We start from the raw sequence: 15,371 nt of genomic DNA, 5'->3' as shown, positions 1-15,371 counted from the left end.
GAAGACCCCCGCGCCTGACCCTGGCCATCACGATCCGCCCTGACAAGCGCCGGCGCCGGGCAAGGACGCCTTTGGCGGAGTCTGTCGCCCCGCGGCAACAATCCGGGTCGAGCCGCCGGTGGTGAGGTCCGCCGCCGGGGACACGGTCACGTCGCCGGCGCCGGATCGCATGCGGGGACAGATTTTCGGGCGATGGGTTGCCTTTGAGCGGGTCTTGACGGGCAACGTGCATGAACCGGTAAAGTGCTTTGCGCTGTGGACGGCCGCAGGACCGAATTGCCGGCAGACAGCATCGTCCGGAGCATGCTCGCCGTGCCTGCTGAAGCCACCAAGGGACCGGCCTCGTACTTCCCATCCATCGAGAAGACGTATGGGCGCCCCATCGGCGAATGGCTGCAACGCGTGCGCGACAAGCTTCCGGCCAAACACATGGACCTGGTCGCGATGCTGAAGACCGAACATGGAATGGGTCACGGACACGCCAATGCGATCGTGGCGGCGGTCCTGGCTGCAGAGAAGCGGTAATCGCACGCGGGGAGCCGGCGCTTGCCGCTTCCGAGTGGCGGAGTCGACAAACCAGACGCCACTCGCATACGGGGCGCTCCACGGACCATCGGCTCACGTATCGGCGACAACGTACGCCGCCCGGCGACATGCACCTGACAGTGAAGGGCAATAGTGTTTCCATCCCTTGTTCATCGAAAAATTTGCAAGTAAGATGCAAATCATCTGATTTGACCGAGTGCATCGAAGATTCCCAAGGCTTGCATGGGAGTGAACGCAATGACTTCCTATCTCATTGTGGATATTGATGTGCGCGATCAAAAAGAATTTGACCGCTATCGAGAGCTCGTTCCTCCGGTCATCGCCAAATTCGGTGGTCGTTATCTTGTTAAAGCTGGCAAATTACAGCCCATAGAAGGAGATTTTGGCTTCAAGCGGCTGGTAATAATTGAATTTCCTTCGGCCGACGCTGCTCAAAAATTCTACAACAGTCCCGAATATGCACCGCTGCTGAAGCTGCGACTGGACAGCGCGCCGTCAAGGATGGTGCTCGTGGATGGCTGGATTGCCGCTGAATAGCGCGATCAGGCCAGAGCCCAAACTTTCGACGCGAAGGTTCCGCCGTTCCGGCTGCCGAATGAAGCGGCGAGGGATCGCCGATAAGAGCGCCCTCGGATAGCACGCTTGCACTCTGGATTCGTCCAGTGGGGGGTCGAATGCAGACCCGCGCGACGGCTAGTGAACCTCGTCTGCCGACGAAAAAAGCCGCCGCCCCGGCAGCACCGGGGCGGCGGCTAAAGATCTTCGCGAAATCGCGCGATCTCGAGACGAACCGGATCCCGATTCGCCGGACGGCGCTTCAGCCGACCCGGGCCATCGGCATGACGTTGTGCAGGGTCTTGTCGCCACCGTCGAAGAAGCGGCGGACGTTGCGGGCCGCCTGCCGGATGCGCTGCTCGTTCTCCACCAGCGCGATGCGGACGTACTCGTCGCCGAACTCGCCGAAGCCGATGCCGGGCGCCACCGCCACGTCGGACTTCTCCAGGAGCAGCTTGGAGAATTCGAGGCTGCCCATCTCGCGGTAGCGCTCCGGGATCGGGACCCAGGCGAACATCGAGGCCGCAGGCGACGGGATCGTCCAGCCGGCCTTGCCGAAGGATTCCACCAGCGCGTCGCGGCGCTTCTTGTAGATGCTGCGCATCTCGTGGATGCAGTCGTCCGGCCCGTTGAGGGCGGCCGTCGCGGCGACCTGGATCGGCGTGAAGGCGCCGTAATCGAGGTAGGACTTCACCCGGGTCAGCGCCGCGAGCAGGCGCTCGTTGCCCACCGCAAAGCCCATGCGCCAGCCGGCCATCGAGTAGGTCTTCGACAGCGAGGTGAACTCCACCGTGCAGTCGATCGCGCCCGGCACCTGCAGCACGGAGGGCGGCGGGTTGCCGTCGAAATAGACCTCCGCGTAGGCGAGGTCCGACAGCAGGATCAGCTCGTGCTGCTTCGCGAAGGCAACGAGGTCCCGGTAGAAATCGAGGCTCGCGACGTAGGCGGTCGGGTTCGACGGGTAGCAGACCACCAGGGCCACCGGCTTCGGGATCGAGTGGCGCATGGCCCGCTCGAGCGCCGGGAACATCGCCGGGGTCGGCTCGGCCGGCACGGAGCGGATGACGCCGCCGGCCATCAGGAAGCCGAAGGCGTGGATCGGGTAGCTCGGGTTCGGGACCAGCACGACGTCACCCGGGGCGGTGATCGCCTGGGCCATGTTGGCGAAGCCTTCCTTGGAGCCCAGGGTCGCCACGACCTGCGTGTCGGGATTGAGGCTCACGCCGAAGCGGCGCTGGTAGTAGCCGGCCTGCGCCCGGCGGAGGCCCGCGATGCCCTTGGACGCCGAGTAGCGGTCGGTTCGGGGACGGCCGGCGGTCTCGCACAGCTTGGCGATGACGTGCTTCGGCGCATCGAGATCCGGATTGCCCATGCCGAGGTCGATGATGTCGGCACCCTGTGCGCGGGCGGCGGCCTTGATCCGGTTGACCTGCTCGAAGACGTAGGGCGGCAGTCGCTTGATGCGGTGGAAGTCGGTCATGGGCCTGTCCATCGGCGCGTCCCGAATCTGGCGTCTTTCGTCGGTGCCGGTCGCGCGAACCATCTGCCGTAGCAGATTTGCGCGCCGTCGCCGACCCACAAAAGCGAGGCTATTGCGGTGGCGCCGGAGCCGGTTTGATCGTGGCCGCGGCGCCTTGACCGGCACTCGCGGCGGCGCGCCCGCGCGCCTCGTTGCGCCCGCGGGCGCCTTCCAGCTCCGCCTCCAGAGCCTTCTGACCGGTGACCGACTTGGCCCGGACCGGGCGCTTCGGCGCATCGACGCCCACCGGCATGAAGTCGGGCTGATCCTTGCCGCGGGACTCCGCGACGAAATCCGGCGCCGCGACCTTCCGTGGCCCATAGCCTGCATCGGAGGCCAGGGTGCGCACGACGTCGCCCGAGCAGGCCGCCAGAGATCCCACCAGGAGCGCCACGACGGCCGCACCGGCGATCCGAGGCATCGTGGCGCCGCGATGCGCACGCGCGACGGGGTTCAAAATGGCGCGCTCCATCGTCACATGCCCAAATCACATGCCCAAATCACATGCCCAAATCACATGCCTAAGTCACATGCCCATGAGAAGATCGGCCGGATGTTTCGGCGCGGATCGGAGCCGGGCTGGCGAAACATCTGGCTCACTCCTTATTTTGTCGGAAACGAGGCCCGCGCCATCGGGTCGACAGACCAAACACAGGGAGGCACGCTTGACGAGCCCGCAGGCGCCGGATCGGACCGCACCTCCGAAGACGGTCTCAACCGGTGCGAGGACGGACGGGCTTCAGGCCCCACCTCCGGATATCGAGGCGCTGACCCGCAACGCGGGCCAGTTCGTGGAGGCGATGGGCCGCAACGTCGCCCGCCTCCTCACGCCGGAAGGGCAGGCCGGCGGCCCCGGCGACGAGATGAACGAGGCGGCCAAGGTTCTCGGAAAGGTGGCCGAGACCTGGCTCGCCGACCCCAGCCGGAGCGCCGAGGCGCAGGCACGCCTGTCGCAGGCCTTCCTGACGCTGTGGGGCTCGACCTACCTGCGCCTGCAGGGCCAAGCCGCCGATCCGGTGGCGCTCCCCGAGCCGCGGGACGGACGCTTCGCCCATGCCGAGTGGTCGACCAACCCGTATTTCGACTTCATCAAGCAGGCCTACCTGCTCGCCACCCGCTGGGCCGAGAGCCTCGTCGACGAGGCCGAGGGCCTCGACGCGCACACGCGCCACAAGGCGCAGTTCTATCTGCGCCAGTTCACCAGCATGCTCTCGCCCTCGAACTTCCTGCCGACCAACCCGGAGCTGATCCGCCACACCCTGCAGGAGAACGGCGCCAACCTCGTCCGCGGGCTGAAGATGTACGAGGAGGATCTGGAGGCCGGCGGCGGGCATCTGCGCGTGCGCCAGACCGACCCGAGCGGGTTCGAGGTCGGCCGGAACATGGCGGTCACACCCGGCGAGGTGGTGTTCCGCAACGACCTGATCGAGCTGATCCAGTACGCGCCCACCACCGACACCGTGCTGAAGCGCCCGTTCCTCATGGTACCGCCCTGGATCAACAAGTTCTACATTCTCGACCTCAACCCCCAGAAGAGCTTCTTCAAGTGGATGGTCGATCAGGGCTTGACGGTCTTCTGCATCTCCTGGGTGAACCCGGATTCGCGCCACGCCGACAAGGACTTCGAATCCTACATGCGTGAGGGGATCGAGGCGGCCATCGACGCGATCGGCGTCGCCACCGGCGAGACTGAGGTCACGGCGGCCGGCTACTGCGTGGGCGGCACGCTGCTCGCCGTGACGCTGGCCATGCAGGCGGCCACGGGCAACCGACGGATCAAGAGCGCGACGCTGCTCACCACCCAGGTCGACTTCACCCATGCGGGCGACCTGAAGGTCTTCGCCGACGAGGAGCAGATCCGCCAGATCGAGGCGCGCATGGCCGACCAGGGCTACCTGGACGGCGCCCGGATGGCCAACGCCTTCAACATGCTCCGGCCGAACGACCTGATCTGGCCCTACGTCGTGAACAACTACATCAAGGGCAAGACGCCCTCGGCCTTCGACCTGCTCTACTGGAATTCAGATGCCACCCGGATGCCGGCGGCCAATCATTCCTTCTACCTGCGCAACTGCTACCTCGACAACACGCTGGCGCAGGGCCGGATGGTGCTCGGAAATGTGCGCCTCGACCTCAAGAAGGTGCAGGTGCCGATCTTCAACCTCGCCACCCGCGAAGACCACATCGCGCCGGCCCTGTCGGTGTTCGAGGGCTCGAAGGCCTTTGGCGGCAAGGTCGACTTCGTGCTCGCGGGCTCGGGCCACATCGCCGGCGTAATCAACCCGCCGGCCAAGCCGAAATACGGCTACTGGACCGGCGGCCCGGTGAAGGGAACGCTGGAATCGTGGATCGCCGCCGCGGTCGAGACCAAGGGCTCGTGGTGGCCCTACTGGTTCCAGTGGATCGAGGCGCAGGCTCCCGAGCGTGTCCCAGCCCGGCAGCCGGGCGGCGACGCGCTGCAATCTCTGGGGCCGGCCCCGGGAACCTACGTCCGGATGCGTGCCTGAGGCGACGCGTTCCTGGGTCGGAACGGGATCAGCTCGGTCACCGCACCGTCATCGCGAGCGGAGCGAGGTGACCCAGGGCAGCGCGACTTCTGTCAGCGTGGCGCTGCCTCTGGATGGCTTCGCTGCGCTCGCAAGGACGACCGAAGCGAAGCGAAGCCATTAAGGCGAACGCCTCAGTACTTCCGCACCAGCGGTGCGGGGGCCGGGGGCGGCGGGGCGCCGAACACGTAGCGGAAGCCCACCGAGACGATGTCGGCGCTGGAATCGACCACGCCCGCGAAGGCGATGTTGCCGACGTTGTAATCGCGGCCGATGCCGGCCAGGATCCGCGACCGGTTCAGGAAAAAGTGCGAGTAGGCGACGTTGAGGGTCAGAGCCTGGCTCCAGCGGTAGCTGGCGCCGACCGAGACGTTGTAGCGGTCGCCGTCGGGCAGGCGCACCGACCGGTTCGTGAAGTCGATTGGCGACGTCTCGTAGGCGAAGCCGGTCCGCAATGTCAGGTTCGCGCTGGCGTCGTACTCGGCGCCGATCGAGTAGGTATAGCCGTCCTTGTAGTTGAGCGGCAGGGAGTTGACCGGCAGGCCCAGCGTCTTCGAGACGATGCCGATATTGCCGAGCCTCGACCAATTGTCCCACTCGAAGCCGAGATTCACGCGGGCCACCGGCGAGATCGCCTGGGTCAGGCCGACGCTCAGCTTCTCGGGCGTGTTCAGCCGCGCGCGGACCTGCCCGGCCAGCGGCGCCAGCGCGACCAGCGGCACGCCGATCGAGCCGTCGATGTCGTGATGCACCGAGGAGCGGTAGCCGATGCCCAGAACCGTCCCGTCGCGCGGCGTCAGCGTGGCGCCGGCGGTAAAGCCCGCCCCCCACGACTCACCCTTGAGGAAGGAACTCGGATAGACGGTCGGCTGGATCCCGGGGATCGGCAGAGCCTGGCGCAAGGTCAGGCGAAAATACTCGACGTTCGGGCCGGCCGCGACCGACAGCCACTCGTTGACCTTGAAGCCGAGCACCGGGTTGATCGCCAGCGAGAAGATCCGCGACGAGCGCCCGTAGACCTCGCCGGCCCACACCTGATGCGGCTTGGTGACGAGGCCGAAGGGGGCTCCGGTCGAGAGGCCGAGCCACAGGCGGTCGTTGAGCTGATAGGAGGTGGCGCCCGCCGGGACCACGGCGCCCTGGCCGATATCGCCCGAGCCGCCCAGCCGCGCGAAACCCGGATTGGTGCCGAAATCCGGACGGATCGTCGAGGACAGGCCGATATAGGTGAAGTTCTGCTCCGCGACGAAGCCCGGGTTCATCGTGATCGTCGCGGGATTCCAGAAGATCGATGAGACGCCGCCGGAGCCGGACGCCGCGCCCGCGAAGGCGAGGCCCTGTGCCTCGGTGCTCTGCTCCCGGATGCCGAAGGCTCCCGCTTGCGCTTCCCCGACGCCGAGGATCGCCACCGTGGCTGCGAGCATCGCCGCGCGCACTGTCCCGCCCATCTTGTCCCCCAGATCCTTGTTCTGCCCGGCGCCGATTGCTTGCCCGAGACCCGTTATCCGGCGCCGTTTCGTGCATGGTGCCGGTTTTACGGGCTGACTCGCAACGATCATCGTCCTATCCAGCGCCAAGACGAGGCGCGGAAGAACGACTGCGATAGACATCCGCGCACAAGCGCAGCGGGACGATCATCAATAGTCACGGCTTTAATCTTGAGTTGTCTCCGACATTCTTCGTTATGAACAATAGGTCCGGAAACGATCAGATCTGCACTTTTCCGCCGGCCTGTTGCGCCGTTGCGACACCCCGCGAGGGCCGGCGACCCGACCCGTGCGCTTGCGCCGGGCCGGGCACCCGGCCATGGTCCCGCCGTCCGGCGCAGACCGGCACCAGGGAAGGATAAGGATTGCGGCGATGAAGCTCTTCCGGCACGGCCCGAGCGGCGACGAGAAGCCCGGCCTCGTGGATGCGAATGGAGGGCTGCGCGACCTGTCGGGCATCGTCCGTGACATCGCCGGCCCGGCGCTGGCGCCCGAGTCGCTGGCGCGGCTGCGGGCCCTCGATCCCGAGACCCTGCCGAAGCTGCCGCCGGACGTGCGGCTCGGCCCCTGCGTTGGCGGCACCCGGAACGTCGTCGCCATCGGGCTGAACTTCGCCGACCACGCCGCCGAGACCGGCTCGCCGATCCCCGCCGAGCCGATCATCTTCAACAAGGCGCCGTCGAGCCTGTGCGGGCCGAACGATACGGTGATCATCCCCAAGAGCTCGCACAGCACCGATTGGGAGGTGGAGCTCGCCGTCGTGATCGGCCGGCGCGCCAGCTACGTTCACGCCAACGAGGCGCTGAGCTACGTGGCGGGCGCCTGCATCTGCAACGACGTCTCCGAGCGCGAGTGGCAGATGAACCGCGGTCCGACCTGGACCAAGGGCAAGAGTGCGCCGACCTTCGGGCCGCTCGGTCCCTGGCTGGTGACCCTCGACGAGATTCCCGACCTGAAGAATCTCGCCATGAGCCTCGACGTGAACGGCGAGCGCCGCCAGACCGGCTCCACCGCGACGATGATCTTCGACGTGCCCCAGCTCGTCGCCTACACGTCGCATTTCATGCTGCTGGAACCCGGCGACGTGATCACCACCGGCACCCCGCCGGGCGTCGGCCTCGGCATGAAGCCGCCGCGGTACCTCAAGGCGGGCGACGAGATGGTGCTGCGCATCGAGCGGCTCGGCGAGCAGCGCCAGAAGGTCATCGCCTTCGACGACTGGACCGCCAAGGTCTCGGCCGGCCAACCGACCGATTGAGCGGGCGCGCAGCCTCCGCGGGGCCCGCTTCGCGCGGAGACGCTTGATTTTTCGTCGCCGATCCCACTCAAGGGAACTATGAGCCAAGCCGCCGACCCGCACGCGACCGATATCCGCCACGACTGGAGCGTGGCCGAGATCCGCGCGATCCACGACCTTCCGCTGATGGACCTCGTCTTCCGGGCCGCGCAGCTGCACCGCCGGCACAACGACCCGGCCGACATCCAGCGCGCCGCGCTCCTGTCGATCAAGACCGGCGGATGCCCGGAGGATTGCGCCTACTGCCCGCAATCGGCGCATCACAAGGGCGCGGGGATCGCCCGCGAACGGCTGATGGCGGTGGAGACGGTTCTGGCCGAGGCCGCCGCCGCCAAGGCCGCCGGCGCCCAGCGCTTCTGCATGGGCGCCGCCTGGCGCCAGCCGAAGGACGGCCCGGAATTCGACGCGGTGCTGGCGATGGTGCGCGGCGTGCGCGGGCTGGGCATGGAAGCCTGCGTGACGCTCGGCATGCTCACACCCTCCCAGGCCGGCCGTCTCGCGGAGGCGGGGCTCACCTCGTACAACCACAATCTCGATACCGGCCCGGATTTCTACGGCGACATCATCTCGACGCGGACCTACGACGAGCGCCTCCAGACGCTGGAGAACGTCCGCGAAGCCGGGATCGGCGTCTGCTGCGGCGGGATCGTCGGGATGGGCGAGGGCATCACCGACCGCGCCGCGATGCTGCAGGTGCTGGCCAACCACGCGCCCCAGCCCGAGAGCGTGCCGATCAACGCGCTTGTTGCGGTGCCCGGCACGCCGCTCGAGGACCAGCCGGCGGTGGATCCGTTCGACCTCGTGCGCATGTGCGCCACGGCGCGGATCGTGATGCCGCGGTCCCGGGTGCGGCTGAGCGCCGGCCGCAAGAGCCTGACCCGCGAGGCGCAGGTTCTGTGCTTCCTCGCGGGCGCCAACTCGATCTTCTACGGCGAGCGCCTGCTCACCACCGCCAATAACGGCCAGGACGACGACGCGGCCCTGCTGGCCGATCTCGGCATCCGCGTCGGCGAGCCGGTTCGCGCCGCGGCCGAGTAGGGCTGCGGACGCGCCGCAGATCAGACATGGCGGTTCGCGCGCGCGCAAGCGAAGCGATGGACATCGCTATCAGATTGATCGTGCCCGCATCGCAACCATGACGGAGACTGGCGGCGCGGACCTTGGGAGCCTCACCGGCACCCGGATGTGGTGAAGCCGCCGTCATTGCGGGGCGCCGCAGGCGAGCCCGGAATGACGGCCCGGCAGATTCTGGGCTCAGCCCTCCGGCAGCGCGATCCGGAACCGCGCCCCCGGCTCACAGCCGTCGAGGCTGAGCGTGCCGCCGTTGATCCCGATCAGCTCGGCGGCGATCGGGAGGCCCAGCCCAGTGCCGCCCGAGCGCATGGATCCCTGGAACGGCGCGAACAGGTTCTCCCGCGCGCGTGCCGGCAGGCCCGGGCCGTTGTCCGCGACCAGGATGGTCACGCGGCCCGGCTCCTCGCGGCAGGCGGTGACCCGCACCTCCGCCCCCTCGACCGCGGCGCCGTCCAGGGCCTGCACGGCGTTGCGGACGAGATTGGCGAGCGCCCGGCTGAGCTGCTCCGGATCGGCCTGGACGCTCAGGCCGTCCGCCGCCACCTGAACGGCGACGGGATGTTCCGCCAGCGCCGCGAGATCCGGAAGCTCGGCGAAGAGCGGCGCCAGCGGTGTGCTGGTCAGGTGCGGCGCCCGCTCGGAGACGCGCCCGTAGGCGAGTGTCGCTTCGCAGAAGCGGATCGCCCGGGCCAGCGTTCCGACCAGACGGGGCGCCACCCGCTGGACGGTCGGATCTGCGGTACCCTCCAGGCGGTCGCCCAGGAGCTGGGCGCCGGTGAGCAGATTGCGCAGCTCGTGGCTGATCTTGCTGACAGCAAGACCCAGCTCGGCCAGCCGCCGCTTCTGGCGGAGCTGGTCGGCGAGGCTGCGCTGCATCCGCCCGAGGGCGAGCTCGGCCTGCCCGATCTCGTCGCTCCGGCGAGACGGGGCGATGATCCGGCCGGCATCCTCCGGATCGTCGGCGAAGGCCGTAATGCTATTTGCGAGCCGCCGGACCGGGCGCACGATCAGAACCTGCAGAACCACGAAGACGAGGCCCGCCGCCGACGCCGCGATGATCAGCGACGAGACCAACAATCGCAGGGCGTAGTCGATCATTGCGGTGCGCAGCGGCCCCTCGTCGAGGATGATCTCGACCCGGTCGAAGCCGATACCTCCCTCTCCGACCACGCGGATCGGTTCACGCACCGGGGCGACGAGCGTGCGCCACGCGCCGCGGATGGCGGACAGGGACGTCACATCCCGCAGATCGACGGTGTCGGCCACGGTTTCCGGCATCGGCTCGATGGCGAGCAGGCGCTGGGCTCCGCCGCCGCGGACCGCGATCGCCCGGGCGTTGACGCCGGCGAGCAGCCGGCTTTCCAGCGCCTCGGAGACCGGCTCGCCGGTCCTGCCGTCCAGGACCAGGGCCGCCACCTGGGCGGCGGCCAGGCGGTCGGACATCCACTCAATGCGGTAATTGGCGACCGCCGGCACGTAGGTCAGAACCTCGGCCACCACCACGAAGGCGACGGTGACGAGGAACAGGCGGCCGGACAGGCCGAGACGCGCCACGCGCCGCTCGAGCCCCTCGCGGGCGGAGGCCGTCCCCGGCGCCGACGGGGCCGCGACCGTGGTGTTGGACTCGAGGGACACGCCGTTCACGCTCCGCGCGGGCTTCGCAGATGGGGATCGGCGGAGTGGAAGTCGCAGGTGCTCGAGCCGGTTCCGGCCTTCGCGGAAAACATGTTCGCAAGCCACAGATTCGCAGGCGGGAATACAGACTCCCGACGGTGAGCACTATACGGCAACCCCCCACAGGCGGTTGCATGTGTTCTTAGACACAGGAACACATGAACCGCTTCGAAATGCGGCGCTCAACAGCGTCGGGCGCGCCGGCTCACCAGCAGGCTCGCCAGGGCGAAGATCGCGAGCAGGGCAAGCCCCGCCACCATTTTCGGCGTGACGAGCGCCCGCAGCGCCAGGGCATTGTCGCAGCCGCCCTCGCCCGCCGCGAGGCACGCCGCCTTGGCGGTCTCGTGAGCGGCAACCACGTCCTCGATCCCGGCACCCGTGGTCGCGTAGACGAGGGCGCCCGGCAGGAGACCGAGGAAGGTCGCGAGGACGAACACGCGCATCTTCACGCCGAACGCGGCCGGCGCGATGTTGGTCACCCAGAACGGGAACAGGGGCAGCAGTCGCAGGATCACGATGTAACCGAAGGCGTCGCGGCGGAAGCCCTCGGCGAGTCCGGCCAGGCGGGTCCCGCCGATCCGGCGGAGCAGATCGGCGCCCGGTCCGCGGCCGATGGCGAACACGATCGCGGCGCCCGTGGTCGCCGCACAGACCGCGGTGAGCGCCCCCGGCAGGATCCCGAACAGGAAGCCGCAGATCATGGTCAGGATCAGCGTGGCCGGCACCGACACCACGACAGCCCCGACATAGAGGCAGTAGGCTGCAACCAGCGCGCGCAGATAGCCGACTTCCACGAAGCCGCGCAGCCATGCGCGCGAGGCGAGGAGTCGATCGAGGCTGAGAAGATGCGCGGCCCCCGAGACGAGCGCGATCGCCGACACGCCCAGGAGCAGCACGAGCGGCAGCCAGCGCAACCACCGACGCCAGCGCCCCTGGGCGACGGGTGCGGGCGCGATGTCCCTCACCCGGGCTTGCGCATCCGCAGGATCTTGAAGAACCCGCCCGGGAAGGTCGGCTTCAGACCGATCACCTCGACGCCGTTGCGCCGGGCCCAGGCCTCGATCCGGGTAGCCTTGAAGTCCGAGGACCAGCCGATCTTGGTGCAGAGCGGTGCCACGATCTCCTCGACGCGGGCGACGGGGCCGTCGCTCTGGCCGAAATGGTTGGCCAGCACGATGCCGCCGCCCGGCCGCACCACGCGCAGGAACTCCGACAGCGCGGCCTCGGGATCGGGCACCAGGGTGATCAGGAACTGCGCCACCACGGCGTCGAAGCTCGCATCGGCATAGCCCAGGTGGCAGACATCCATCACCTGGAGGCCCTTCACGTGCGACAGATTCCGGCGCCGGACCTTGGCGCGGGCGCGCTTGAGCATGTCCTCGGACAGGTCGACGCCGCAGACGAAGCTCGCCTTCGGATAGTAGCCCAACGCCAACCCGGTGCCGACGCCGGCCTCCAGGATGCGCGGCCCGTGCTCGGCGGCGGCCTCGACGGCAGCGCGGGCCGCCGGCTCCGTGAGCTTGTCGTAGACCACGTCGTAGACTGGCGCCCAGCGGGCATAGGCCTTGCGCATCAGGGCCGTGCTCGGCCCGGCCATCTGCGGCTCGCTCAGCATCGTTCGCAATTTCCAGAGGTTGAGATCAGGCGGCCTCGCGGGGCCGGGCCGACAACGCGTCGACGCGCCGGATGGTGCCGCCGCCCAGCACCCGCGCCCGGGGGCCGTCATCCGCGTAGATCGCGCAGGCCTGGCCCGGCGACACGCCGTCCTCAGGCTCGGCGAGCACGATCTCGGCGGTGCCGTCGGGCCCGGCCGTGAGCGTCGCCGGGCGCGGCGGCCGGGTCGAGCGCACGCGCACCGCCACGGGGAGATCGCGCACGGCCTCGATCGGGCCCTCGCCAAGCCAGTTCAGGTCCGAGAGGCGGATGCGGGTCGTGGCCAGCGCGGTGCGCGGACCGACCACCACGCGGGCCAGATCCGGCTCCAGGCGCACCACGTAGAGCGGCTCGGGCCCCGACAGGCCGAGGCCCTTCCGCTGTCCCACCGTGTAGTGAACGATGCCATCGTGTCGGCCGAGCACGTGCCCCGCGAGGTCGACGATCTCGCCGGGCCGCGCCGCATCCGGGCGGAGGCGGGCGATCACGTCGCTGTACCGGCCCTGCGGCACGAAGCAGATGTCCTGGCTGTCAGGCTTCTCGGCGAGCGACAGGCCGAGCTCCTTCGCGAGCGCGCGGGTCTCGGTCTTCTCCAGCTCGCCCAGCGGGAAGCGCAGGAAGTCCAGCTGCTCGGCCGTGGTGGCGTAGAGGAAGTAGCTCTGGTCCCGCGCGGGATCGAGGGCGCGATGCAGTGCCCGCCCGCCGCCCGGCAGCGCGCGGCTCGCCACGTAGTGGCCGGTGGCGAGCGCGTCGGCGTTCAGGTCCCGGGCGAGGCCGAGCAGATCGCGGAACTTCACCGTGCGATTGCACTCGACGCAGGGGATCGGTGTCTCGCCCGCGAGATAGCTCTCGGCGAACTTCTCGATCACCGCGTCGCGGAACCGGTCCTCGTAATCCAGGACGTAGTGCGGGATGCCGAGATGCTCGGCTGCGGCCCGGGCGTCGTTGATGTCCTGGCCGGCGCAGCAGGCGCCCTTGCGATGCGTCGCCGCGCCGTGATCGTAGAGCTGAAGGGTCACGCCGACCACGTCGAAGCCCTGCCGCTTCAGCAGGCCTGCCACCACGGAGGAATCGACGCCGCCCGACATGGCGACGACGACGCGCGTCTCGTGGGGGGCTTTGGGAAGATCGAGGGCGTTCATCATGAAGGTCCGCAGCCGCCGGCTCGGAAGCTTCCAGGCTGCACGGTGCGTCTATAGCGGGACTTCGCCCTGCTTTCCAGGGCAGCCGGCGCGCCCATCCCTGACCGCTCGGCAGATCCTGCCGGGCGCACGGCAGCTTCGGCCTTGAGAGCGCGGCAGCCCGACAAGAGAAGCATCTATTTTTCAAAGACTTATCCGATCCGTTTGGTGGCGCGCGCCTTGCTGTGTGGGATGTCGAAAGGAGCCCGGCATGGCGAGCGGCACAGCGGATCGATTGGATGTCACCGCGTGGATTTCATCCGCGCGGACCGCCTCCACCACGCGTTCGGGCTGGGAAGCAGCGGGTGTCGCGTCCCGTGCCGGAGACTCATCGCAGGACCGGTTCGGCGCCGCCCTGAGCGCCGCCCAGGCCCGGGACGACGCGGTCGAGGTGCGCACCCGGACGGCCGCGCGGCAGGATCAGACCGACGCGGCGCGCGCCCGCCAGACGGCCCAGCGCGATCAGGCCGACGCAGCCCGGACGGCATCGGAGCGCGCGCGGAGTGCGAGCCTGCAGGCTGACGCCCGGGCCGTTGACAGGCGTACAAGCCTCGCCAAGCCGGCAAATGCCTCCGCTCAAGCTTCGGGCGCGTCGCGACTCGGAGACCCGGGCGCGTCGCGAAACCGGGACGAGGCCGCCTCGGCCGCCCCCTCGACGGAGGCGGGAAAAGCGGCCGCCACGACCCGAGCGGCGAGCGGCGATGCGGCTCCGGTCGCGCCGAAAGCCAGCGCGACACCAGCGCCCGCTGGGGAGACAAGCCAGCAAGCGCCCGAGGTGGCGCCCGATCAGGGACGCCAAGCGGAAGCGGCGGCGCAGCCGCCGCAGGCGAACGCCGTACCCCCGGCAGCGACCGCCGATCCCGCAGCCGCGCTGCTGACACTGCTCGCCACGCTGGCCGAGCGCGGCCCGGCCCGCGCGGCCGGCGCAACGGAGGCCGCGGACGGCTCCGAAGTGGCCGCGTCCGGCGCAGTAAAACCCGGACTGCCGGATTCCGGCTCGGTGGCAGGTGACGTCCAGAACGGCATCGTCGGAGCGGCGGGATCTGTCACAGGGGCAGCATCAGTCGCGACGTCGACAGCCTCCGGCAAGGCCGGCAAGAGCACCTCGCCGGTCGAGGTCGTGCAACCCGGTACCGGCGATCCGGCGGCCGCGCCGGTCGCCTCGGCTGGCGAGGGCAAGGATTTCCTCGCGGCTCTTGCCGAGGCCGGTCAGAGAAACGTCGCGGATACGGGTCAGGCCGCGGCCGGAGCGGTGCCGGCTGCGCCTCCGGCAAACGCCGGCGTTCCGCCTGGCGGGGCGTCCAGTGCGGCGCATGCCGCAACCGCTGCCGCGCAGACCGCCGCGCCTATCCACACGGACCCGGCGATCCCCATGGGTCAGGTGCCGATCGCCATCGGCCTGCGCTCGATGAACGGATCGAGCGAATTCCAGATCCGGCTCGACCCGGTCGAGCTTGGGCGGATCGACGTCAAGCTGGAGATCGACAAGGCGCGCGGCACGGTCACGACCCATTTGGTGGTCGACCGCCCCGAGACCCTGGCGATGCTTCAACGCGATGCGGGCCAGTTGCAGCAGGCCCTGTCTCAGGCGGGCCTCGATCCCTCGGCTGGGGGCCTGAACCTGTCGCTGCGCGGCGATGGCAGCGCGCAGAGCGGCGGCGGCGGCCAGCAGGGCGATGCGCCCCGCGGTGGACCGGCCACCTGGACCCGGGATCAGGCCGAGCCCCCGCAGGACATCGCACCGACGCGGTGGCTGCGCGGCTATGGCAGCGTCGACATCAGGATCTAGCCGGTCGCGGGGACCGACACGCAGACATCGTGCATCCGAGCCCAGCGCTC

13 protein-coding genes are annotated in these 15,371 nt (G+C 69.0%); 6 read left to right on the top strand and 7 right to left on the bottom strand.

Going from position 1 to position 15,371, the window contains the following annotated elements:
• Positions 1 to 303: 303 nt before the first annotated feature.
• Positions 304 to 525 (top strand): DUF4287 domain-containing protein, encoded by a 222-nt coding sequence (locus JOE48_RS19915; protein WP_210032359.1) that lies wholly within the window; start codon positions 304 to 306, stop codon positions 523 to 525.
• Between the two features lie 258 nt (positions 526 to 783).
• Positions 784 to 1,083 carry a DUF1330 domain-containing protein gene (locus tag JOE48_RS19910; protein WP_210032358.1) on the top strand — a complete coding sequence of 100 codons (300 nt, stop codon included), beginning with the start codon at positions 784 to 786 and terminating at the stop codon, positions 1,081 to 1,083.
• Positions 1,084 to 1,363: 280 nt separating this feature from the next.
• Here the strand turns inward: JOE48_RS19910 and JOE48_RS19905 are convergent, their stop codons facing one another.
• Together JOE48_RS19905 and JOE48_RS19900 are read right to left on the bottom strand one after the other, a co-directional pair.
• Positions 1,364 to 2,581: an LL-diaminopimelate aminotransferase gene (locus tag JOE48_RS19905; RefSeq protein ID WP_210032356.1), complete on the bottom strand. Its 1,218-nt coding sequence runs from the start codon at positions 2,579 to 2,581 to the stop codon at positions 1,364 to 1,366.
• A 109-nt stretch (positions 2,582 to 2,690) separates the two neighbouring features.
• Entirely contained in the window at positions 2,691 to 3,041 is a 351-nt protein-coding gene (locus JOE48_RS19900) for a hypothetical protein (protein ID WP_210032355.1), read from the bottom strand.
• Positions 3,042 to 3,378: 337 nt separating this feature from the next.
• On the opposite strand from JOE48_RS19900, the gene JOE48_RS19895 reads away from it, so the two are divergent.
• A complete protein-coding gene (locus JOE48_RS19895) occupies positions 3,379 to 5,127 on the top strand; it encodes a PHA/PHB synthase family protein (protein ID WP_409518642.1) in 1,749 nt (582 codons plus the stop codon).
• Positions 5,128 to 5,300: 173 nt separating this feature from the next.
• Here JOE48_RS19895 and JOE48_RS19890 read toward each other — a convergent pair whose 3' ends face one another.
• Entirely contained in the window at positions 5,301 to 6,614 is a 1,314-nt protein-coding gene (locus JOE48_RS19890) for an OmpP1/FadL family transporter (protein WP_210032350.1), read from the bottom strand.
• Between the two features lie 412 nt (positions 6,615 to 7,026).
• Between JOE48_RS19890 and JOE48_RS19885 the strand changes: the two genes are divergently transcribed.
• Together JOE48_RS19885 and bioB are read left to right on the top strand one after the other, a co-directional pair.
• Positions 7,027 to 7,911 (top strand): fumarylacetoacetate hydrolase family protein, encoded by an 885-nt coding sequence (locus JOE48_RS19885; RefSeq protein ID WP_210032348.1) that lies wholly within the window; start codon positions 7,027 to 7,029, stop codon positions 7,909 to 7,911.
• Between the two features lie 78 nt (positions 7,912 to 7,989).
• Complete coding sequence (bioB, locus tag JOE48_RS19880; protein ID WP_210032346.1) at positions 7,990 to 8,988, top strand: biotin synthase BioB; 999 nt, start codon at positions 7,990 to 7,992, stop codon at positions 8,986 to 8,988.
• A gap of 216 nt (positions 8,989 to 9,204) precedes the next feature.
• Here the strand turns inward: bioB and JOE48_RS19875 are convergent, their stop codons facing one another.
• The 4 genes from JOE48_RS19875 to mnmA form a co-directional block, all read right to left on the bottom strand.
• Positions 9,205 to 10,659, bottom strand: a complete 1,455-nt coding sequence (locus JOE48_RS19875) for a HAMP domain-containing sensor histidine kinase (RefSeq protein WP_312893305.1) — start codon at positions 10,657 to 10,659, stop codon at positions 9,205 to 9,207.
• 221 nt (positions 10,660 to 10,880) lie between these two features.
• Positions 10,881 to 11,663: a TVP38/TMEM64 family protein gene (locus tag JOE48_RS19870; RefSeq protein WP_210032344.1), complete on the bottom strand. Its 783-nt coding sequence runs from the start codon at positions 11,661 to 11,663 to the stop codon at positions 10,881 to 10,883.
• Positions 11,660 to 12,313: a class I SAM-dependent methyltransferase gene (locus JOE48_RS19865; protein ID WP_210032342.1), complete on the bottom strand. Its 654-nt coding sequence runs from the start codon at positions 12,311 to 12,313 to the stop codon at positions 11,660 to 11,662. The genes JOE48_RS19870 and JOE48_RS19865 overlap by 4 nt, the downstream gene beginning before the upstream one ends.
• A gap of 25 nt (positions 12,314 to 12,338) precedes the next feature.
• The gene (gene mnmA / locus JOE48_RS19860; RefSeq protein ID WP_210035923.1) at positions 12,339 to 13,493 is read right to left on the bottom strand and encodes a tRNA 2-thiouridine(34) synthase MnmA; all 1,155 of its coding nucleotides are present in this window, start codon (positions 13,491 to 13,493) and stop codon (positions 12,339 to 12,341) included.
• Between the two features lie 250 nt (positions 13,494 to 13,743).
• On the opposite strand from mnmA, the gene JOE48_RS19855 reads away from it, so the two are divergent.
• The gene (locus JOE48_RS19855; protein WP_210032340.1) at positions 13,744 to 15,321 is read left to right on the top strand and encodes a flagellar hook-length control protein FliK; all 1,578 of its coding nucleotides are present in this window, start codon (positions 13,744 to 13,746) and stop codon (positions 15,319 to 15,321) included.
• The last annotated feature ends 50 nt before the right edge of the window (positions 15,322 to 15,371 follow it).

The sequence above is a fragment of the Methylobacterium sp. PvR107 genome (assembly GCF_017833295.1).
Lineage (GTDB): Bacteria > Pseudomonadota > Alphaproteobacteria > Rhizobiales > Beijerinckiaceae > Methylobacterium.
Note: the sequence above shows the minus strand (reverse complement) of the source record. Positions and strands in the feature narration are given on the sequence as shown.